The sequence below is a fragment of the Streptomyces noursei genome, assembly GCF_001646665.1.
Taxonomy (GTDB): Bacteria; Actinomycetota; Actinomycetes; order Streptomycetales; family Streptomycetaceae; genus Streptomyces; species Streptomyces lavendulocolor.
In genome coordinates, this window is sequence record NZ_LWBU01000179.1 from 156,322 (window position 1) to 171,864 (window position 15,543).

The window sequence follows — 15,543 nt, forward strand, 5'->3', positions numbered from 1 at the left end:
AGGACGCCCGGGGTGCGGAGGGTGGTTGCGCGGATCAGTAGGGTGCGGCACATGACACAGGAGCTGCGGCGGTCGCTGGGCGTCTTCGACGCGGTCGTCATCGGGCTGGGCTCGATGATCGGCGCCGGTGTCTTCGTGGCACTCGGTCCGGCGGCCGGTGCGGCCGGCAGCGGGCTGCTGCTGGGGCTCGCGCTCGCCGGGGCCGTCGCGTACTGCAACGCGATGGCGTCGGCCCGGCTGGCCGCCCGGTATCCGGCTTCCGGCGGGACCTATGTGTACGGGCGTGAACGTCTCGGTCCGTTCTGGGGGTACCTCGCGGGATGGGCCTTCGTGGTCGGCAAGACCGCCTCGTGCGCGGCGATGGCCCTGGCGGTCGGCTCGTACGTGTGGCCCGAGCACGCCCACGCGGTGGCGGTCGCGGCGGTGGTGGCGCTGACCGCCCTGAACTACGGGGGTGTGCAGAAGTCGGCCCTCCTGACGCGCGTGATCGTCGCGGTGGTGCTGGCGGTGCTGGTCGCGGTGGTGGTCACCTCCCTCGGGTCGGGGGCGGCGGACGCGGGGCGCCTGGGGCTCGCCGACGACGTGTCGGCGGGCGGGGTGCTCCAGGCGGCGGGGCTGCTGTTCTTCGCCTTCGCGGGGTACGCGCGGATCGCCACGCTCGGCGAGGAGGTGAAGGACCCCGCGCGGACCATCCCCCGGGCGGTGCCGCTGGCGCTGGGCATCGCGCTGGTGGTGTACGCGGCCGTGGCGGTGTCCGTCCTCTCGGTGCTGGGGGCCGCGGAGTTGGCCGGCTCGGTGGCTCCGCTCGCGGACGCGGCGCGGGCGGCGGGCGCGGACTGGCTGGTTCCCGTGGTGCGGGTCGGGGCGGCGGCGGCCGCGCTGGGTTCCTTGCTGGCACTGGTCCTCGGGGTGTCCCGTACGACGCTGGCGATGGCGCGCGACGGTCACCTGCCCCGCACGCTCGCCGCCGTGCACCCGCGGTTCCAGGTGCCGCACCACGCGGAACTGGCGGTGGGGCTGGTCGTCGCGGTGGTGGCGGCGACGGCGGACGTGCGCGGGGCGATCGGCTTCTCGTCGTTCGGGGTGCTGGTGTACTACGCGGTCGCCAACGCCTCGGCGTGGACGCTCGGTTCGGGGCGGGTCCTCGCGGTGGCCGGGCTGGCGGGCTGCCTGGCGCTGGCGTTCGCGCTGCCCCTGTCGTCGGTCCTGGCCGGTACGGCAGTCCTGGCCGCGGGCGCGGTGATGTACGCGGTGCGGCGGGGCTGACGCCTCGCGCCCGTCATATTCGGGCGCGGTGCGTGGCCTCGCCGCCGGGCGGCAACTGCTCGCGTTCGGTCATGTGTTTATGGTGCACCACGGCACTGACAATCGCGGGCGGGCGGCGTCGGCGCCTTCGCTCACCGGGTGGCGAAGGGGCGGTCGCTGGGCACGATCTCCTTGCCCAGCGGCAGCAGGGAGACCGGGATGAGCTTGAAGTTCGCGATGCCGAGCGGGATGCCGATGATCGTGACGCACAGGACGATGCCCGTGACGACGTGACCCAGCGCCAGCCACCAGCCCGCCAGCACCAGCCACAGCACGTTGCCGACGCAGGACGCGGCGCCCGCGTCGCGGCGGTCGACCACCGTCTGGCCGAAGGGCCACAGCGCGTACAGGCCGATGCGGAAGGCGGCCAGGCCGAAGGGGATGCCGATGACGGTGATGCAGAGCAGCAGGCCCGCCGCCAGGTATCCCAGGAACATCCAGAAGCCGCACAGGACCAGCCAAATGACGTTCAGGATTGCGTTCATGGGCGACGACCTGCCATCTGTTCGAGTCGGGCGATGCGTTCCGCCATCGGCGGGTGGGTCGAGAACATCCTGGCGAACCCCTGACCGGGGCGGAACGGGTTCGCGATCATCATGTGGCTCGCGGTCTCGATCCTCGGTTCCGGCGGGAGCGGGAGCTGCTTGGTGCCGGCCTCCAGCTTGCGCAGCGCACTCGCCAGGGCGAGCGGGTCGCCGGTGAGCTGGGCGCCGGAGGCGTCCGCCTCGTACTCGCGGGAACGGCTGATGGCCAGCTGGATCACCGACGCGGCGAGCGGGCCCAGAATCATGATCAGCAGCATGCCGAGCAGTCCGGGGCCGTCGTCGTCGTCGGAGCGGCCCACCGGGATGAGCCAGGCGAAGTTCACCAGGAACATGATCACGGAGGCGAGCGCGCCGGCGACCGAGGAGATCAGGATGTCCCGGTTGTAGACGTGGCTCAGCTCGTGGCCGATGACGCCCCGCAGCTCGCGCTCGTCGAGGATCTGGAGGATCCCCTCGGTGCAGCACACCGCGGCGTTGCGCGGGTTGCGGCCGGTCGCGAAGGCGTTGGGCGCCTGGGTCGGGGAGATGTAGAGGCGGGGCATCGGCTGGCGGGCCTGCGTGGAGAGCTCGCGGACCATCCGGTACAGCTCGGGGGCCTGGAACTCGCTGACGGGGCGGGCCCGCATGGCGCGCAGGGCGAGCCGGTCGCTGTTCCAGTACGCGTACGCGTTGGTCCCGAGCGCCACGAAGAGCGCGACGACGAGGCCCGTACGGCCGAAGAAGCTGCCGATCAGGATGATGAGTGCGGACAGTCCCCCGAGGAGTACGGCGGTCTTCAGCCCGTTGTGCCGGCGGTGCACGGTACGCCCTCCAAGTGGTGCGGCAGGGGGACCCTTTGCTGGTGCTGGTCCACTGTTCAGTGGACCCTCCCGTACTGGTCAACGCCAGGCGGGCATGGCGGGTTCCCTTGCGGCGCCGGGGGCGGGGCGTGGGCCGTTCGGGTGACTCAGCGCTGTGCGGGCAGCCCGGCCTTCTCCAGGGCCTCCGGGACCGGCTCCACGTCGCTGGTGCAGTGGCCGCAGCGGCTGGCGACGGCCGGGATCTCGCTGAAGCAGCGCGGGCAGTCGCGCAGGGCCGTCTTGACGTCGAAGGGCTCGTCGCGGGTGAACCGCGTCTGGATCTTCATCATCGGCACGACGACGCAGAAGTACAGCACGGCCGCGGTGATCACGAAGGCCAGCGCGGCACTGATGAACAGGCCGTAGGGGAACTTGGCGTCCCGCACCGTGAAGTAGGAGTGGCTGAAGTCACCCACCGTGCCCGTGGCGAGACCGATGAGCGGGGTGATGAAGGCGTTGCTGAAGGCGGTGACGACCGCCGTGAAGGCCGCGCCGACGGCAAGGCCGATCGCCAGGGAGATGACGTTTCCCCGGAGGATGAAGTCCTTGAAACCGTTCAGCACGGCCGTGCTCCTCGATGGTGCGTGGATCGACAGGATCAGAAGAGGGTGTCCGCGGCGAAGCGCAGGACGAACTGGGGGTACCCCGACAGGACCACACCGGCGGCGGCCGTCACGACGATGGCCAGAGTGACGGCCACGGGCACGGGCTGCTTCACGGGGACGGGCCGGTCCGCGGGCGTGCCCTCGCCGGGCGCGCCCTCGGGCGCGCGGAACAGCACCGCCGTCCACTGCAGGTAGTAGTAGAGGGCGATGACGACGTTGACGCCCATGACGACGGCGAGCCAGCCGAGGCCCGCGTCGACCGCCGCCGAGAAGACGGTGACCTTGGCGAAGAGGCCGATGATGCCCGGCGGCAGGCCGGCCAGGCACAGCAGGAAGAAGCCCATGGCCAGGGCAGCGCCGGGGCGGGTCGCGTACAGGCCGCGGTAGTCGGAGATCCGGTTCGACGGGTGCGTACGGGCGACCAGGGCGGCCACCGCGAAGGCGCCGAGGTTCACGACGGCGTACATCAGGGCGTAGGCGACGGTGGCGCCGATCTGGTCGTCGCCGGAGTAGGCCGCTGCGGCGATCGGCACCAGGAGGTAACCCGCCTGCCCCACCGAGGACCAGGCGAGCAGCCGTACCGCGCTCCACGCGCGCGTGGGGACCTGCCGGAGGGCGGCGACGTTGCCGACGGTCATGGTGAGCGCGGCGAGCACGGCGAGCGCCGGGCCCCACACGTCCGCGTACGTCGGGAAGGCGATGACGGTCACCAGGATGAGGCCGGTGAAACCGACCGCCTTGCCGACGACCGAGAGGTACGCGGCGATGGGCAGCGGCGCCCCGACATAGGTGTCGGGCACCCAGAAGTGGAACGGTACGACGGCCGTCTTGAACGCGAACCCGACGAGGGTGAGCGCCACGCCCGCCTCGGCGAGCATCTCCAGCCGTGCCGGGACGTCGTCCAGGTTCTGGGCGATCTCGGTGAGGTGGAGGGTGCCGGTCGCGGCGTACACGAAGCTGACGCCGAGCAGCATGACGGCCGTGGCGGTCACGGAGGACAGGAAGAACTTCAGCGCCGCCTCGCCCGACATGCGGTCGCCGCGCTTGAGGCCGACGAGGGCGAAGGCCGGCAGCGAGGCCACCTCCAGGGCGACGACCAGCGTGGCCAGGTCGCGGGAGGCGGGCAGCAGCGCCGCGCCGGCGGCCGAGGAGAGCAGCAGGAACCAGAACTCCCCGGCCGGCAGGTCCTCCTCGGTGTCGTGCAGCGACAGGAGCGCCGTCACGAGCGCCCCGCCCAGCACCAGGAACTGGATGACCAGCGTGAAGTGGTCCGCGGTGTAGCTGCACGCTCCGGAGCCCGTGGTGAGGCAGAAGGTGCTCCGGTCCCCCTCGCGCAGCGGGACGAGGGCGGCGACGGCGACGACGAGCCCGGCGATCGCGCCCCAGCCCAGGAGCTTGACCCGCCGCTTCGGTACGAAGAGGTCGGCGACGAGCACGACCAGGGCGGCCACGGCGGCGATCGTCGGCGGGGCGATGGCGGCCCAGTCGACGGACTGGACCAGGTCGCCCGCGGCTGGGGCGCTCGGGGCGGCGACGGTCACGACTTGCCTCCTGCGAGGAGCTTCTGCACGGCCGGGTCGGTCAGGCCGAGGAGGACCGCGGGCCAGAGGCCGGCGACGACGGTGAGGACGGCCAGCGGCGACCAGGCGGCGAACTCGTAGCGCTGGACGTCGGGCAGTACCGGCTGGTCGGGGGCGGGTTTCGCGCCCATGCAGACGCGCCGCACGACGACCAGGAGGTACGCGGCGGTCAGCAGCGTGCCGAACGCGCCGACGGCCATGAAGGTGAGGAAGGCGGGACGGCTCAGGCCCTCGGCGGGACGGAACGCCCCGAACAGGGCGAGCATCTCGCCCCAGAACCCGGCCAGCCCGGGCAGCCCCAGGGAGGCCACGGCGGCGAAGGCGAGGAGGCCGCCGAGGCGGGGCGCGCGGCCGTAGAGCGCCGCGCCGGTGGCTCCGGCCAGGGTGTCGAGGTCGGCCGTGCCGTACCGGTCCTTGATCGCGCCGACCAGGAAGAACAGCAGGCCGGTGATGAGGCCGTGGGCGATGTTGGCGAAGAGGGCGCCGTTGACGCCGGTGGGGGTCATGGTCGCGATGCCCAGGAGCACGAAGCCCATGTGGCCCACGGAGGAGTACGCGATCAGGCGCTTGAGGTCCCCCCTGGCGCCGGTGCGGGCCAGGGAGAGGCAGGCGAGGGATCCGTAGATGATGCCGGCGGTCGCGAAGGCGGCGAGGTAGGGCGCGAGGGTGTGCATGCCGTCGGGGGTGATCGGCAGGGCGATCCGGACGAATCCGTACGTACCCATCTTCAGCAGGACACCGGCGAGGAGCACGGAGCCGACGGTCGGCGCGGCGGTGTGGGCGTCGGGCAGCCAGCTGTGCAGCGGCCACATCGGGGTCTTCACCGCTAGGCCGATCCCGATCGCGAGAACGGCGATGACCTGCACGGACGTGGTGATGTCACGGCCGTTGTCAGTGGCGAGTGCCACCATGTCGAAGGTGCCGGCCTTGAGCCCGATGAGGAGCAGGCCGAGCAGCATGACGACCGAACCGAGCAGCGTGTAGAGGATGAACCGCCAGGCGGCCGGCCGGCGGCCCTCGCCGCCCCAGCGGGCGATGAGGAAGTACATCGGGATGAGCACCATCTCGAACGCCAGGAAGAACAGCAGCAGGTCGAGGACGGCGAAGGTCGCCAGCGTGCCGGACTCGAGGACGAGCAGCAGGGCGACGAAGGCCTTCGGGGACGGGCCCGCGGGCATGTTGAAGTAGCTGTACAGCGCGCAGAGGAAGGTCAGCAGCGCGGTGAGCACCAGGAGGGGGAGGGAGATGCCGTCGACACCGAGGTGGATCCGCACGTCGAGTGCGGGGATCCAGCCGATGTCCGTCGTGGCCTGCATCCTGGACGGCCGGTCGTGGTCGAAGCCGAGCGTGAGGACGATCGCGGCGGCGAGGACGGCGCCGGTGACGGTCACGCCGTGGCGCAGGACGGCCTGGTCCGGGGACGTGCCCCTCAGTCCGGGCGGGGCGGGCAGCAGGGCCGCCGCGGCGCCGGCGAGCGGGGCGACGACGAGGAACGCGAGAAGGAACTGCATCACGGATTCGCTGATATCGATCACGGCTCACGCTCCGGCGGCTACGAGGACGGCGGCGATCGCCAGGACGACGGAGCCGGCGAGCAGGGCGCTGAGGTAGGTCTGCACGTTGCCGGTCTGGGCGCGCCGGACGGCCCGGCCCAGCAGGTTGGTGCCGCTGCCCGCTCCGCGGACGTACGTCTCGACGACCTCGCGGTCGAGGAAGGCGACCAGTGAGGCCGCCGCCCTGACGGGGCGCACGAACAGGGCGGAGTAGACGGCGTCGAGGTGGAAGCCGGCGGCGGCGTGCCGGTGCAGCGGGCCGAGCAGCAGGCGGCCGGGGTCGGCGGGGTCGGGGGCCGCCGCGATGTCGCCGTAGGCCGGGGTGTGCGTCGCGATCGCCTCCGCCTCGGACACGGCGGGTTCGGCCTCGGGGTGGGCGGCGACGGCTCCGATCGGGTGCCGGGCGGCCATCGCGGTGGTGTGCCGCCAGGTGGCGTAGGTGACCAGGCCGCCGACGAGGGCGATGCCGGTGCCCAGCACGGCGGTGGTGACGGTCGGGGTGAGGGCGTGGCCGTCGAACCAGTCGTCGAGCACGCCCACGGCCAGGCCGAAGGCCAGGGAGGGGATGGCGAGCACCCACAGCACGGCGTTCATCACGAGCGGCTGCCTGCCGTGTTCCGGAGCCTGGGCGCCCCGGCCGCGGAAGGCCAGCAGCCACAGGCGGGTCGCGTAGGCGGCGGTGAGCAGGGCGGTGACAAGGCCGGACACCAGGACGATCCAGCCCGCCCCGGCCGGGGCGACGGTCCGGTCGCCGAGGGCGGTGTGCTCGGCGGCCACGAGGACGGCTTCCTTGGAGAAGAAGCCGGCGAATGGCGGGATCGCGGCCAGTGCGAGCAGCGCGACCGTCATCGTCCAGTACGCGTCGGGGATGCGGCCGGCCAGGCCCCGCATGCGGGACATGGCCGCCAGCGAGTTCGTGCCGGCGGCGTGGATGATCACGCCCGCGGCGAGGAACAGCAGCGCCTTGAAGGCGCCGTGCGACAGGAGGTGGAAGACGGCCGCGCCCCGGTCGCCGACGGCCAGGGCGCCGGACATGTAGCCGAGCTGGCCGATGGTCGAGTAGGCGAGGACCCGCTTGATGTCGTCCTGCGCGAGGGCGGCGAGTCCCGAGCCGACCATCGTGACCGCGGCCATCACGGCGAGCACGGTCATGGCGGCCGCGGAGGCGGCGAAGACCGGGAGGAGGCGGGCCACGAAGTACACACCGGCGGCGACCATCGTGGCGGCGTGGATCAGCGCGGAGACGGGCGTCGGGCCGGCCATGGCGTCCGGGAGCCAGGTGTGCAGCGGGAACTGCGCGGACTTGCCGGCGACACCCGCGAGCAGGAGGAGCGCCACCAGGGTGGGGTGGTCGAGGCCGCCGGTGGCGACCGTGCCGAGGATCCCGGTGATCCGGAACGTGCCGGCGTCGGCCGCCAGCGCGAAGAGGCCGATCAGGAAGGGGACGTCGCCGAGCTTGGTGACCAGGAAGGCCTTCAGGGAGGCCGCCCGTGCCTCGGGAGTCTCCCAGTAGTGGCCGACGAGGAAGTACGAGCAGATGCCCATGATCTCCCAGCCGACCAGGAGCACCATCAGGTCGCCGGAGTAGACGACCAGCAGCATCGCGGAGGTGAACAGGGAGACGAGCGCCGCGTACGACGGGTAGCGCGGGTCGTCGCGCAGGTAACCGGTGGAGTACAGCTGCACGCACGAGGCGACGAGGCCCACCAGCACGGCGGTCAGGGCGGCGAAGCCGTCCAGGTGGAGGGCGAGGTCGATCGGCACCGAGCCGGTCGGGGTGAGCTGGGTCGCCGCGTCGATCGCCTTGCCGCCGCCCTGGCGTACGGCGACGAGGACGGCGAGGACGAGGGCGGCGAGCGTCGGCAGGACGGCCAGCGGCCGCACGAACCCGGGGGCGGTGCGGCCGAGCAGCAGGCCGCCCGCGGCGCCGAGGAACGGGAGGAGGGGAACGAGGACGGCGAGGGTCGTGGTGGTCACGCGGCGGCCTCGGCCTTCTCGTCGGGGCCCGCCGTCTCGTCGGTGCCCGCGGTCTCGTCGGTGCCCCGGGCGCCGTCCGCACCGGGGGCCTCGGCGTTGTCACGGAGCTTGTCGATGTCCGAGGTGCCGCGGTTGCGGTAGACCATCAGGACGATCGCCAGGCCGATGCCGATCTCGGCGGCGGCGATGGCGATGGTGAAGAGGGTGAGCGCCTGGCCGGCGTGCAGGGTGTCGCGCAGCCACACGTCGAAGGCGACCAGGTTGAGGTTGACGGCGTTGAGCATCAGCTCGACGGACATCAGGACCAGGATCGCGTTGCGGCGGGCGAGCACGCCGTACAGACCGGTGCAGAACAGCAGGACGGCGAGGACCGCCGGGTAGGCGAGGTGCATCAGTTGCCGTCCTCCCGCTCGCGGTCCTTGCGGGACAGGACGATCGCCCCGACGAGCGCGGCCAGGAGGAGGACGGAGAGCGCCTCGAAGGGCAGCACCCAGTGCCGGAACAGGATGGAGCCCGACACCTTGGTGGAGCCCTGGGCGGGCCCGTCCAGGTCGATCCAGGTGGCGCGGAACGCGTCGACGACGACCCAGACCAGGGCGGCCGCGGCGGCGACGGCCACCGCCAGGGCGGCGGGGCGGTTGCCCGAGTCGGCGTCGGGCGAGCGGCCGATGGGTGCCTTGGTGAGCATCAGACCGAAGAGGAGGAGGACGACGACGGAACCGACGTAGATCAGCACCTGCACCCAGGCGATGAACTCCGCGGTGAGGAGGAGGTACTCGACGGCGAGTCCGCCGAGCGCCACGACCAGCCAGAGCGCGGCGTGCACCAGCTGCCGGGTGGTCACGGTGACGACGGCGGCGCCGAGGGTGACGATCCCGACGAGGAGGAAGGCGATCTCGACGCCGGTGGGCGACAGGAAGCCGTGGGTGGCGGCGAGCGTCACGCGGTTCCTCCCTCGGTGGGCGGCTGCGGCTCGCCGGTGCCGGGGGCGGCGGGTCGCGTGCCGGACCCGGCGGCCCGGTCGGCTTCGGCGGCCCGGCCCCGGTCGGCTTCGGCGGCTTCGGCGGCCTGGGTGGCGGCGAGCTTCTCCGCCGCCTTGCGGGCGGCGGCGATCTCCTTGGGTTCCTCCGCGCCCGGGTCGAGGGCGGGCGGTTCGGGGACCGTCCACATCCACTCGCGGAGCTTGTCCCGCTCGTGGGTCAGTTCGTGGATGTCCGTCTCCGCGTACTCGAACTCCGGGGACCAGAACAGCGCGTCGAAAGGACAGACCTCGATGCAGATGCCGCAGTACATGCACAGCGCGAAGTCGATGGCGAACCGGTCGAGGACGTTGCGGCTGCGCTCGCGGCCGCCCGGGGCGGCGGCGGGGATCGTCTCCTTGTGGGAGTCGATGTAGATGCACCAGTCGGGACACTCGCGGGCGCAGAGCATGCAGACCGTGCAGTTCTCCTCGAACAGGCCGATCACGCCGCGGGTGCGCGGCGGCAGGTCGGGCTGGGCGTCGGGGTACTGCGCGGTGTGGCTCTTCTTCGTCATCGTGCGCAGGGTGACGGCCAGGCCCTTCGCGAGGCCGGATCCGGGGATCGGGGCCATTACTGGATCACCACCTTGACGATGCCGGTGAGGGCGATCTGGGCGAGGGCGAGCGGGACGAGGGTGGTCCAGGCGAGCTTCTGCAGCTGGTCCTCGCGCAGCCGCGGGTAGCTCACGCGCAGCCAGATCACGATGAAGGCGAGTACCGCGGTCTTGAGCAGGGTCCACACCCAGCCCAGGCCCTCGGCCCCGAACGGTCCGTGCCAGCCGCCGAGGAAGAGGACGGTGGTCAGCCCGCACAGGACGACGATGCCGGCGTACTCGGCCAGCAGGAACAGCGCGAAGCGCAGACCGGTGTACTCGGTGTAGGCGCCGAAGATGATCTCGGAGTCGGCGACCGGCATGTCGAAGGGCGGGCGCTGGAGCTCGGCGAGGCCGGCGACGAAGAAGACGAGTGCGCCGACGATCTGCCAGGGCAGCCACCACCACTCGAAGGCGTCGACGATGCCGGGGAGGGACACCGTGCCCGCCGCCATGGCGACGGACGCGGCGGCGAGCAGCATGGGCAGCTCGTAGGCGAGGAGCTGGGCGGCGGTACGCAGACCGCCGAGGAGGGAGAACTTGTTGGCGGACGCCCAGCCGGCCATGAGCGAGCCGAGCACGCCGACGCCCATGACGGCCAGGACGAAGAAGATGCCCGCGTCGACGACCTCGCCGACCGCCCCCTCGCCGGGGCCGATCGGGATGGCGACCAGGACCAGGAGGTAGGGCAGCAGGGCGACGGCCGGGGCGAGCTGGAAGATGCGGCGGTCGGCGTTGGCCGGAACCACGTCCTCCTTCTGCGCGAACTTCACACCGTCGGCGACGAGCTGGGCCCAGCCGTGGAAGCCTCCGGCGTACATGGGCCCGAGGCGTCCCTGCATATGGGCCATGACCTTGTGCTCGGTCTGGCCGATCACCAGGGGCAGGACCATGAACACGCCGAAGACGACGAGCAGCCGGAGGGCGACGTCGAGTACGTCGTTCACGCGTCTCCTCCGGTGTTCGTGCGTCGGTTGTCCGTGGGTCCGGGGTCCGCGGGTCCGGGGTCCGTGTCCGTGGACCCGGTCTCCGCGGGCTCGGTGTCCGTGGTTCCGGTGTCCGCGGGCTCGGTGTCCGTGGTTCCGGTGTCCGTGGTTCCGGTGTCCGTGGTTCCGGTGTCCGTGGTTCCGGTGTCCGTGGACCGGTCGGCCGGTCGCGGTCCGGAGCCCTCCGGCTCCGGGGCGGCCGCGGCGTCCCGCCCCTCGCCGGCGCGGTCGCCGGCCGTGGGCTGCGATCCGTCAGCGGGACGGTCGTCGGTGTCCTCAGGTCCGGGCGGGCCGGGTTGGGGTGCGGGGGCAGCGGGCGGCGCGGTCGCGGGCGCCGGCTCCACGCGCTCGGCGGGCTCGGTGGGCTCCGCGCGTTCGGCGGGCTCCGGCGCGGTCGCGGGCTCGGCCGGCGCGGGGGCCGGCGGCTCGGGCGCGGGGGCCGGGGCGTCGTCGAAGGCGGGACGCGGGTTGTTCCAGGGGGCGTCCGCGCTGCGGGGGCGGCGCGGGGGCGTCGGAGGCGTGTCCGGTGCCGGTTCGGCGGGCCGGCCGGCCGGGGTCGCCCGGGCGGCGGCCTGGCTCGCCGAGCCCTCCGAGGCGCTGCGGGCGCGGCGCGGTCCGGCCGCCTGCGGTGCGGTCGCCTCGGGCGCCTGCTGGCTCGCCGAGCCCTCGCCCGCCGTGCGCGCGCGGCGGACCGGGCGGTCGCCGGCGGCCCGCGCGGCACGGGCCGGCCGCGCGGGGGCGGGCGGGAGCTGACCCTTCAGCGGGCCCCAGTCGTTGGGGTCGGGGACGCCCGGCGGCAGCATCTGGCGCCGCTTGGGTCCGCCGTGCTCGGACTCCCCCGGCTCCTTGGCACCCGGCCACGCCTTGGCCACGCGGGCGGCCAGCACGAAGTCCTTGCGCAGCGGGTGGCCCTCGAAGCCCTCCGGCAGCAGCAGCGGCACCAGGTGCGGGTGGCCGGTGAACGTGACGCCGAACATCTCGTACGTCTCGCGCTCATGCCAGGCCGCGCCGGCGTAGACGCCCACGGCGCTCGGCAGGGCGGGCGCGTCGTGCGGGACCGTCGTCCGCAGGAGGAGCCGCCGCACCCGGCCGCCCTCGAGGGCGGCCACGTGGGCGCAGACGAGGAAGCCGGTGGCGGGCTCGTCGACCGCGCTCAGCCAGTCGAAGTAGGTGCAGCGCAGCTCGTCCCGGGCGGTCTCCAGCGCGCTGGTCCAGGAGGCGGCGGGGACGTCGACCGTCAGCAGGTCGTACGTCCGCTCGGCCGTGGCCCCGTCGCCGAAGAGCTCGCCGGCGGCGTCCGGAAGACGGTCGTAGGCGTTCACGCCGTACCTCCCGGCGGGGGGAGCAGTCCGCTGCGCAGCTGGCCGACGGACGACGACGGGCGTCCGTGGCCGTACCGCTCGCCCAGCGACTCGCGGGCGATCTTCTCCTGCAGTTTGAGGATGCCCTGGAGCAGTGCCTCCGGCCGCGGCGGGCAGCCCGGCACGTACACGTCGACCGGGATGATCTGGTCGACGCCCTTGGTGACGGAGTACGAGTCCCAGTAGGGGCCGCCGCAGTTGGAGCAGGCGCCGAAGGAGATGACGTACTTGGGCTCGGGCATCTGCTCGTACAGCCGCTTCACCGCGGGCGCCATCTTGTCGGTGACCGTCCCGGACACGACCATCAGGTCGGCCTGGCGCGGGCCCGGGGCGAAGGGGATCACGCCCAGGCGGATGAAGTCGTGCCGCGCCATGGACGCCGCGATGAACTCGATCGCGCAGCAGGCGAGCCCGAAGTTGAAGACCCACAGGCTGTAGCGGCGGCCCCAGTTCAGGACCACCTTCATCGGCTCCGGAGCGAGCCGCGCGAGGGCTCCGAGCCTCTTCGGCTCGGGAAGATCGACAGGGGTCACGTCCATGTCAGGACGCCCTTCTTGTACGCGTAGAGCAGCCCCACGGTCAGGAAGCCGAGGAAGATGAACATCTCGACCAGCGTCGTGGCGCCGTAACCGGGTGCGGCGAAGACGGTCGCCCACGGGAAGAGGAAGATCGAGTCCACCGCGAAGATGACGTACAGAAAAGCGTAGACGTAGTAGCGGACCTGGGTGTGGGCCCAGCCCTCGCCGACGGGGTCGACGCCGCATTCGTACGTCAGCAGCTTCTCCGGCGTCGGCACGACCGGCCGCAGCAGCCGTCCGGCCGCGAAGGCGACCGCGACGAACAGCACGCCGATCACGGCGAGCAGGCCGACGACCGAATAGCTCTGGAAATAGTCGGCGGCGAGTGCGGTCGGTACGGTCCGCACGGTCGGCTCCGGCACGTCCGTCTCCCTCGCTCCCTGCCCTCGCGGCGATGTTTATGCGATCTGTACGCACGGGAGTCTAGGCCCTGGCCCAGCGCCGGTAATCAGCCGTGCCGCACTTCAGGTGGGGTTATCCCTACTTCCCCTCCCCCCACGGACCCCATGGCGTCGGCCCGCCCCGACCGGCAGGCTGGTCCGCATGACCGCACGCATCGCATACGACCGGTATGTCTGGAAGGAAGTGGCCCACCTTCTGGCCAACCTTCCGATCGCCCTGATCGGCTTTGTCTACGTGGTGTTGATCGTCGCCGTCGGGGCGGGGCTGTCGGTGACCGTCGTCGGGCTCCCGCTGCTCGCGGCCGGGCTGGTCGGCGCGCGCCGGCTGGGCCGGGCGGAGCGGGCCCGGGCGCGGGTGCTGCTGGGCATACGCGTGGACGAGCCCAGCCCGCTGCCGCACCGGCCCGGCGGCGGCTTCTTCGCCTGGCTGTGGACGGTGCTGAAGGACTCGGTGGCCTGGCGGACGGTGCTGTACGAGTTCATACGGCTCCCGTGGGGCGTCCTGACGTTCACCGTGACCCTGGTGGGTCTCGTCGTCCTGTGGCCGGTGCTGCCGTATCTCGCCCGGGCGTTGAGCAACGTGGACCGGGCGATGGTGCGCGGCCTGCTCTCGCCGTCCGACGAACTGGAGCGCCGGATCTCCGAGCTGGAGTCGGACCGGGGTGTGGTGGTCGACACCGCCGCCGCCGACCTGCGCCGCATCGAGCGCGACCTGCACGACGGCGCCCAGGCCCGCCTCGTCGCCCTCGCCATGGATCTGGGGCTGGCCAAGGAGAAACTGCTGGAGGACCCCAAGACCGCCGCCGCCATGGTCGACGAGGCACACGGCGAGGTGAAGCTCGCCCTCCAGGAACTGCGCGACCTCGCCCGGGGCATCCACCCCGCCGTCCTCACCGACCGGGGCCTCGACGCCGCCCTCTCCTCCGTCGCCTCCCGCTGCACCGTCCCGGTCACCGTGGAGGTGGACCTGCCCGAGCGGCCGGCGGAGGCGATCGAGGGCATCGCCTACTTCACCGTCTCGGAGCTGCTCCAGAACATCTCGAAGCACTCACGAGCCAGCCGTGCGACGGTCGACGTATGGCGAGTGGACGACAGGCTGATGCTCCAGGTGACGGACGACGGTCGTGGCGGCGCGGACGTGACCAAGGGCGGGGGCCTCGCGGGGCTGACGGAGCGGCTGGACGCGGTGGACGGCATCTTCGCCGTGCACTCCCCGGCGGGCGGCCCGACGACGATCACCGCCGAGCTGCCCTGGCGGGGATGAACCCGCCGTCCTCCTGCCGTCCTCGACGGCACCCCGGCCCGATCACCCCCACGCGTCCCTCGGTGCGCCTCCGTGCCCGGCTCCGTGTCCGGTCCCTCGGCGGCCCGGCGGCCGGATGCCGGCGAGTTGTCCACAGGCCGACCCGCCGGCGTCCGGCTGCTGGGATGCTGGAGCCCGGACGCGGACTTCGCGTGGTGCACGTCGATTCATGGGGGATGCGGGTCGTGGTGGAGGACAGGGTGCGAGTGGTCATCGCGGAGGATTCGGTACTGCTCCGGGAGGGCCTGACCCGGCTGCTGACCGACCGGGGCCACGACGTCGTCGCCGGGGTGGGCGACGGCGACGCGCTGGTGAAGACGGTGGGCGAGCTGGCCGACGGCGGCGAGCTGCCGGACGTGGTGGTGGCCGATGTGCGGATGCCGCCGACCCACACCGACGAGGGGGTGCGGGCGGCGGTGCGGCTGCGGGCGGAGCACCCCGGCCTCGGGGTGCTGGTGCTGTCGCAGTACGTGGAGGAGCGGTACGCCACCGAGCTGCTGGCCGGCAACAGCCGCGGGGTGGGCTACCTGCTGAAGGACCGGGTGGCCGAGGTCCGGGAGTTCGTGGACGCCGTGGTGAGGGTGGCCCGTGGCGGCACCGCGCTGGACCCGGAAGTGGTGGCCCAGCTGCTCGGCCGCAGCCGTAAGCAGGACGTGCTGGCGGCGCTGACGCCGCGCGAGCGCGAGGTACTCGGCCTGATGGCGGAAGGCCGGACGAACTCGGCGATCGCCCGTCAGCTGAACGTGAGCGAGGGCGCGGTGGAGAAGCACGTGAGCAACATCTTCCTGAAGCTCGGTCTGTCGCCGAGCGACGGTGACCACCGGCGGGTGCTCGCGGTGCTGACCTACCTGAACGGCTGACGTGGCGCGCCCGCCGGACCTGCGCCGCCGGCCGCG

The 15,543-nt window shown here is 72.6% G+C and carries 16 protein-coding genes; 3 read left to right on the forward strand and 13 right to left on the reverse strand.

Translation table 11 applies throughout. The features are described 5' to 3' along the window. Positions 1 to 51: 51 nt before the first annotated feature. Positions 52 to 1,266: an APC family permease gene (locus tag A4V12_RS15860; RefSeq protein ID WP_064069982.1), complete on the forward strand. Its 1,215-nt coding sequence runs from the start codon at positions 52 to 54 to the stop codon at positions 1,264 to 1,266. Between the two features lie 131 nt (positions 1,267 to 1,397). Here the strand turns inward: A4V12_RS15860 and A4V12_RS15865 are convergent, their stop codons facing one another. The 13 genes from A4V12_RS15865 to A4V12_RS15925 all read right to left on the reverse strand — a co-directional run bounded on the left by A4V12_RS15865 (position 1,398) and on the right by A4V12_RS15925 (position 13,305). After that, the gene (locus A4V12_RS15865; RefSeq protein ID WP_064069983.1) at positions 1,398 to 1,790 is read right to left on the reverse strand and encodes a YccF domain-containing protein; all 393 of its coding nucleotides are present in this window, start codon (positions 1,788 to 1,790) and stop codon (positions 1,398 to 1,400) included. Further along, positions 1,787 to 2,650, reverse strand: coding sequence for a zinc metalloprotease HtpX (gene htpX, locus A4V12_RS15870; protein WP_064069984.1), 864 nt, complete (start codon positions 2,648 to 2,650; stop codon positions 1,787 to 1,789). Before htpX ends, A4V12_RS15865 begins: the two co-directional genes overlap by 4 nt. A 146-nt stretch (positions 2,651 to 2,796) precedes the next feature. Then, positions 2,797 to 3,252, reverse strand: coding sequence for a large conductance mechanosensitive channel protein MscL (gene mscL, locus A4V12_RS15875; RefSeq protein WP_064069985.1), 456 nt, complete (start codon positions 3,250 to 3,252; stop codon positions 2,797 to 2,799). A 35-nt stretch (positions 3,253 to 3,287) separates the two neighbouring features. Then, positions 3,288 to 4,835 (reverse strand): NADH-quinone oxidoreductase subunit N, encoded by a 1,548-nt coding sequence (locus tag A4V12_RS15880; protein ID WP_064069986.1) that lies wholly within the window; start codon positions 4,833 to 4,835, stop codon positions 3,288 to 3,290. After that, complete coding sequence (locus tag A4V12_RS15885) at positions 4,832 to 6,409, reverse strand: NADH-quinone oxidoreductase subunit M (RefSeq protein WP_079137066.1); 1,578 nt, start codon at positions 6,407 to 6,409, stop codon at positions 4,832 to 4,834. The genes A4V12_RS15880 and A4V12_RS15885 overlap by 4 nt, the downstream gene beginning before the upstream one ends. Before the next feature lie 3 nt (positions 6,410 to 6,412). Further along, a complete protein-coding gene (locus A4V12_RS15890; RefSeq protein ID WP_064069988.1) occupies positions 6,413 to 8,404 on the reverse strand; it encodes an NADH-quinone oxidoreductase subunit 5 family protein in 1,992 nt (663 codons plus the stop codon). Continuing rightward, positions 8,401 to 8,796: an NADH-quinone oxidoreductase subunit NuoK gene (nuoK, locus tag A4V12_RS15895; RefSeq protein ID WP_064069989.1), complete on the reverse strand. Its 396-nt coding sequence runs from the start codon at positions 8,794 to 8,796 to the stop codon at positions 8,401 to 8,403. The genes A4V12_RS15890 and nuoK overlap by 4 nt, the downstream gene beginning before the upstream one ends. Beyond that, a complete protein-coding gene (locus tag A4V12_RS15900; RefSeq protein WP_064069990.1) occupies positions 8,796 to 9,347 on the reverse strand; it encodes an NADH-quinone oxidoreductase subunit J family protein in 552 nt (183 codons plus the stop codon). The genes nuoK and A4V12_RS15900 overlap by 1 nt, the downstream gene beginning before the upstream one ends. Next, positions 9,344 to 9,997, reverse strand: coding sequence for a NuoI/complex I 23 kDa subunit family protein (locus A4V12_RS15905; protein WP_064069991.1), 654 nt, complete (start codon positions 9,995 to 9,997; stop codon positions 9,344 to 9,346). Before A4V12_RS15905 ends, A4V12_RS15900 begins: the two co-directional genes overlap by 4 nt. Beyond that, complete coding sequence (locus tag A4V12_RS15910) at positions 9,997 to 10,965, reverse strand: complex I subunit 1/NuoH family protein (RefSeq protein WP_064069992.1); 969 nt, start codon at positions 10,963 to 10,965, stop codon at positions 9,997 to 9,999. Before A4V12_RS15910 ends, A4V12_RS15905 begins: the two co-directional genes overlap by 1 nt. After that, complete coding sequence (locus tag A4V12_RS15915; protein ID WP_079137067.1) at positions 10,962 to 12,326, reverse strand: NADH-quinone oxidoreductase subunit C; 1,365 nt, start codon at positions 12,324 to 12,326, stop codon at positions 10,962 to 10,964. The genes A4V12_RS15910 and A4V12_RS15915 overlap by 4 nt, the downstream gene beginning before the upstream one ends. Beyond that, positions 12,323 to 12,904 carry an NADH-quinone oxidoreductase subunit B gene (locus A4V12_RS15920; RefSeq protein WP_064069993.1) on the reverse strand — a complete coding sequence of 194 codons (582 nt, stop codon included), beginning with the start codon at positions 12,902 to 12,904 and terminating at the stop codon, positions 12,323 to 12,325. Before A4V12_RS15920 ends, A4V12_RS15915 begins: the two co-directional genes overlap by 4 nt. Continuing rightward, positions 12,895 to 13,305, reverse strand: a complete 411-nt coding sequence (locus A4V12_RS15925; RefSeq protein WP_064069994.1) for an NADH-quinone oxidoreductase subunit A — start codon at positions 13,303 to 13,305, stop codon at positions 12,895 to 12,897. The genes A4V12_RS15920 and A4V12_RS15925 overlap by 10 nt, the downstream gene beginning before the upstream one ends. 181 nt (positions 13,306 to 13,486) lie before the next feature. On the opposite strand from A4V12_RS15925, the gene A4V12_RS15930 reads away from it, so the two are divergent. Continuing rightward, the gene (locus A4V12_RS15930; protein ID WP_079137068.1) at positions 13,487 to 14,608 is read left to right on the forward strand and encodes a sensor histidine kinase; all 1,122 of its coding nucleotides are present in this window, start codon (positions 13,487 to 13,489) and stop codon (positions 14,606 to 14,608) included. 215 nt (positions 14,609 to 14,823) lie between these two features. Continuing rightward, complete coding sequence (locus tag A4V12_RS15935) at positions 14,824 to 15,507, forward strand: response regulator transcription factor (RefSeq protein ID WP_344426437.1); 684 nt, start codon at positions 14,824 to 14,826, stop codon at positions 15,505 to 15,507. Positions 15,508 to 15,543: the final 36 nt, after the last annotated feature.

Excerpts from the sequence above, each read along its gene's own strand:
- A4V12_RS15860 (WP_064069982.1), top strand. The coding sequence starts at position 52 with ATGACACAGGAGCTGCGGCGGTCGCTGGGCGTCTTCGACGCGGTCGTC.
- A4V12_RS15865 (WP_064069983.1), bottom strand. The coding sequence starts at position 1,790 with ATGAACGCAATCCTGAACGTCATTTGGCTGGTCCTGTGCGGCTTCTGG.
- nuoK (WP_064069989.1), bottom strand. The coding sequence starts at position 8,796 with ATGCACCTCGCCTACCCGGCGGTCCTCGCCGTCCTGCTGTTCTGCACC.
- A4V12_RS15905 (WP_064069991.1), bottom strand. The coding sequence starts at position 9,997 with ATGGCCCCGATCCCCGGATCCGGCCTCGCGAAGGGCCTGGCCGTCACC.
- A4V12_RS15920 (WP_064069993.1), bottom strand. The coding sequence starts at position 12,904 with ATGGACGTGACCCCTGTCGATCTTCCCGAGCCGAAGAGGCTCGGAGCC.
- A4V12_RS15930 (WP_079137068.1), top strand. The coding sequence starts at position 13,487 with ATGACCGCACGCATCGCATACGACCGGTATGTCTGGAAGGAAGTGGCC.
- A4V12_RS15935 (WP_344426437.1), top strand. The coding sequence starts at position 14,824 with ATGCGGGTCGTGGTGGAGGACAGGGTGCGAGTGGTCATCGCGGAGGAT.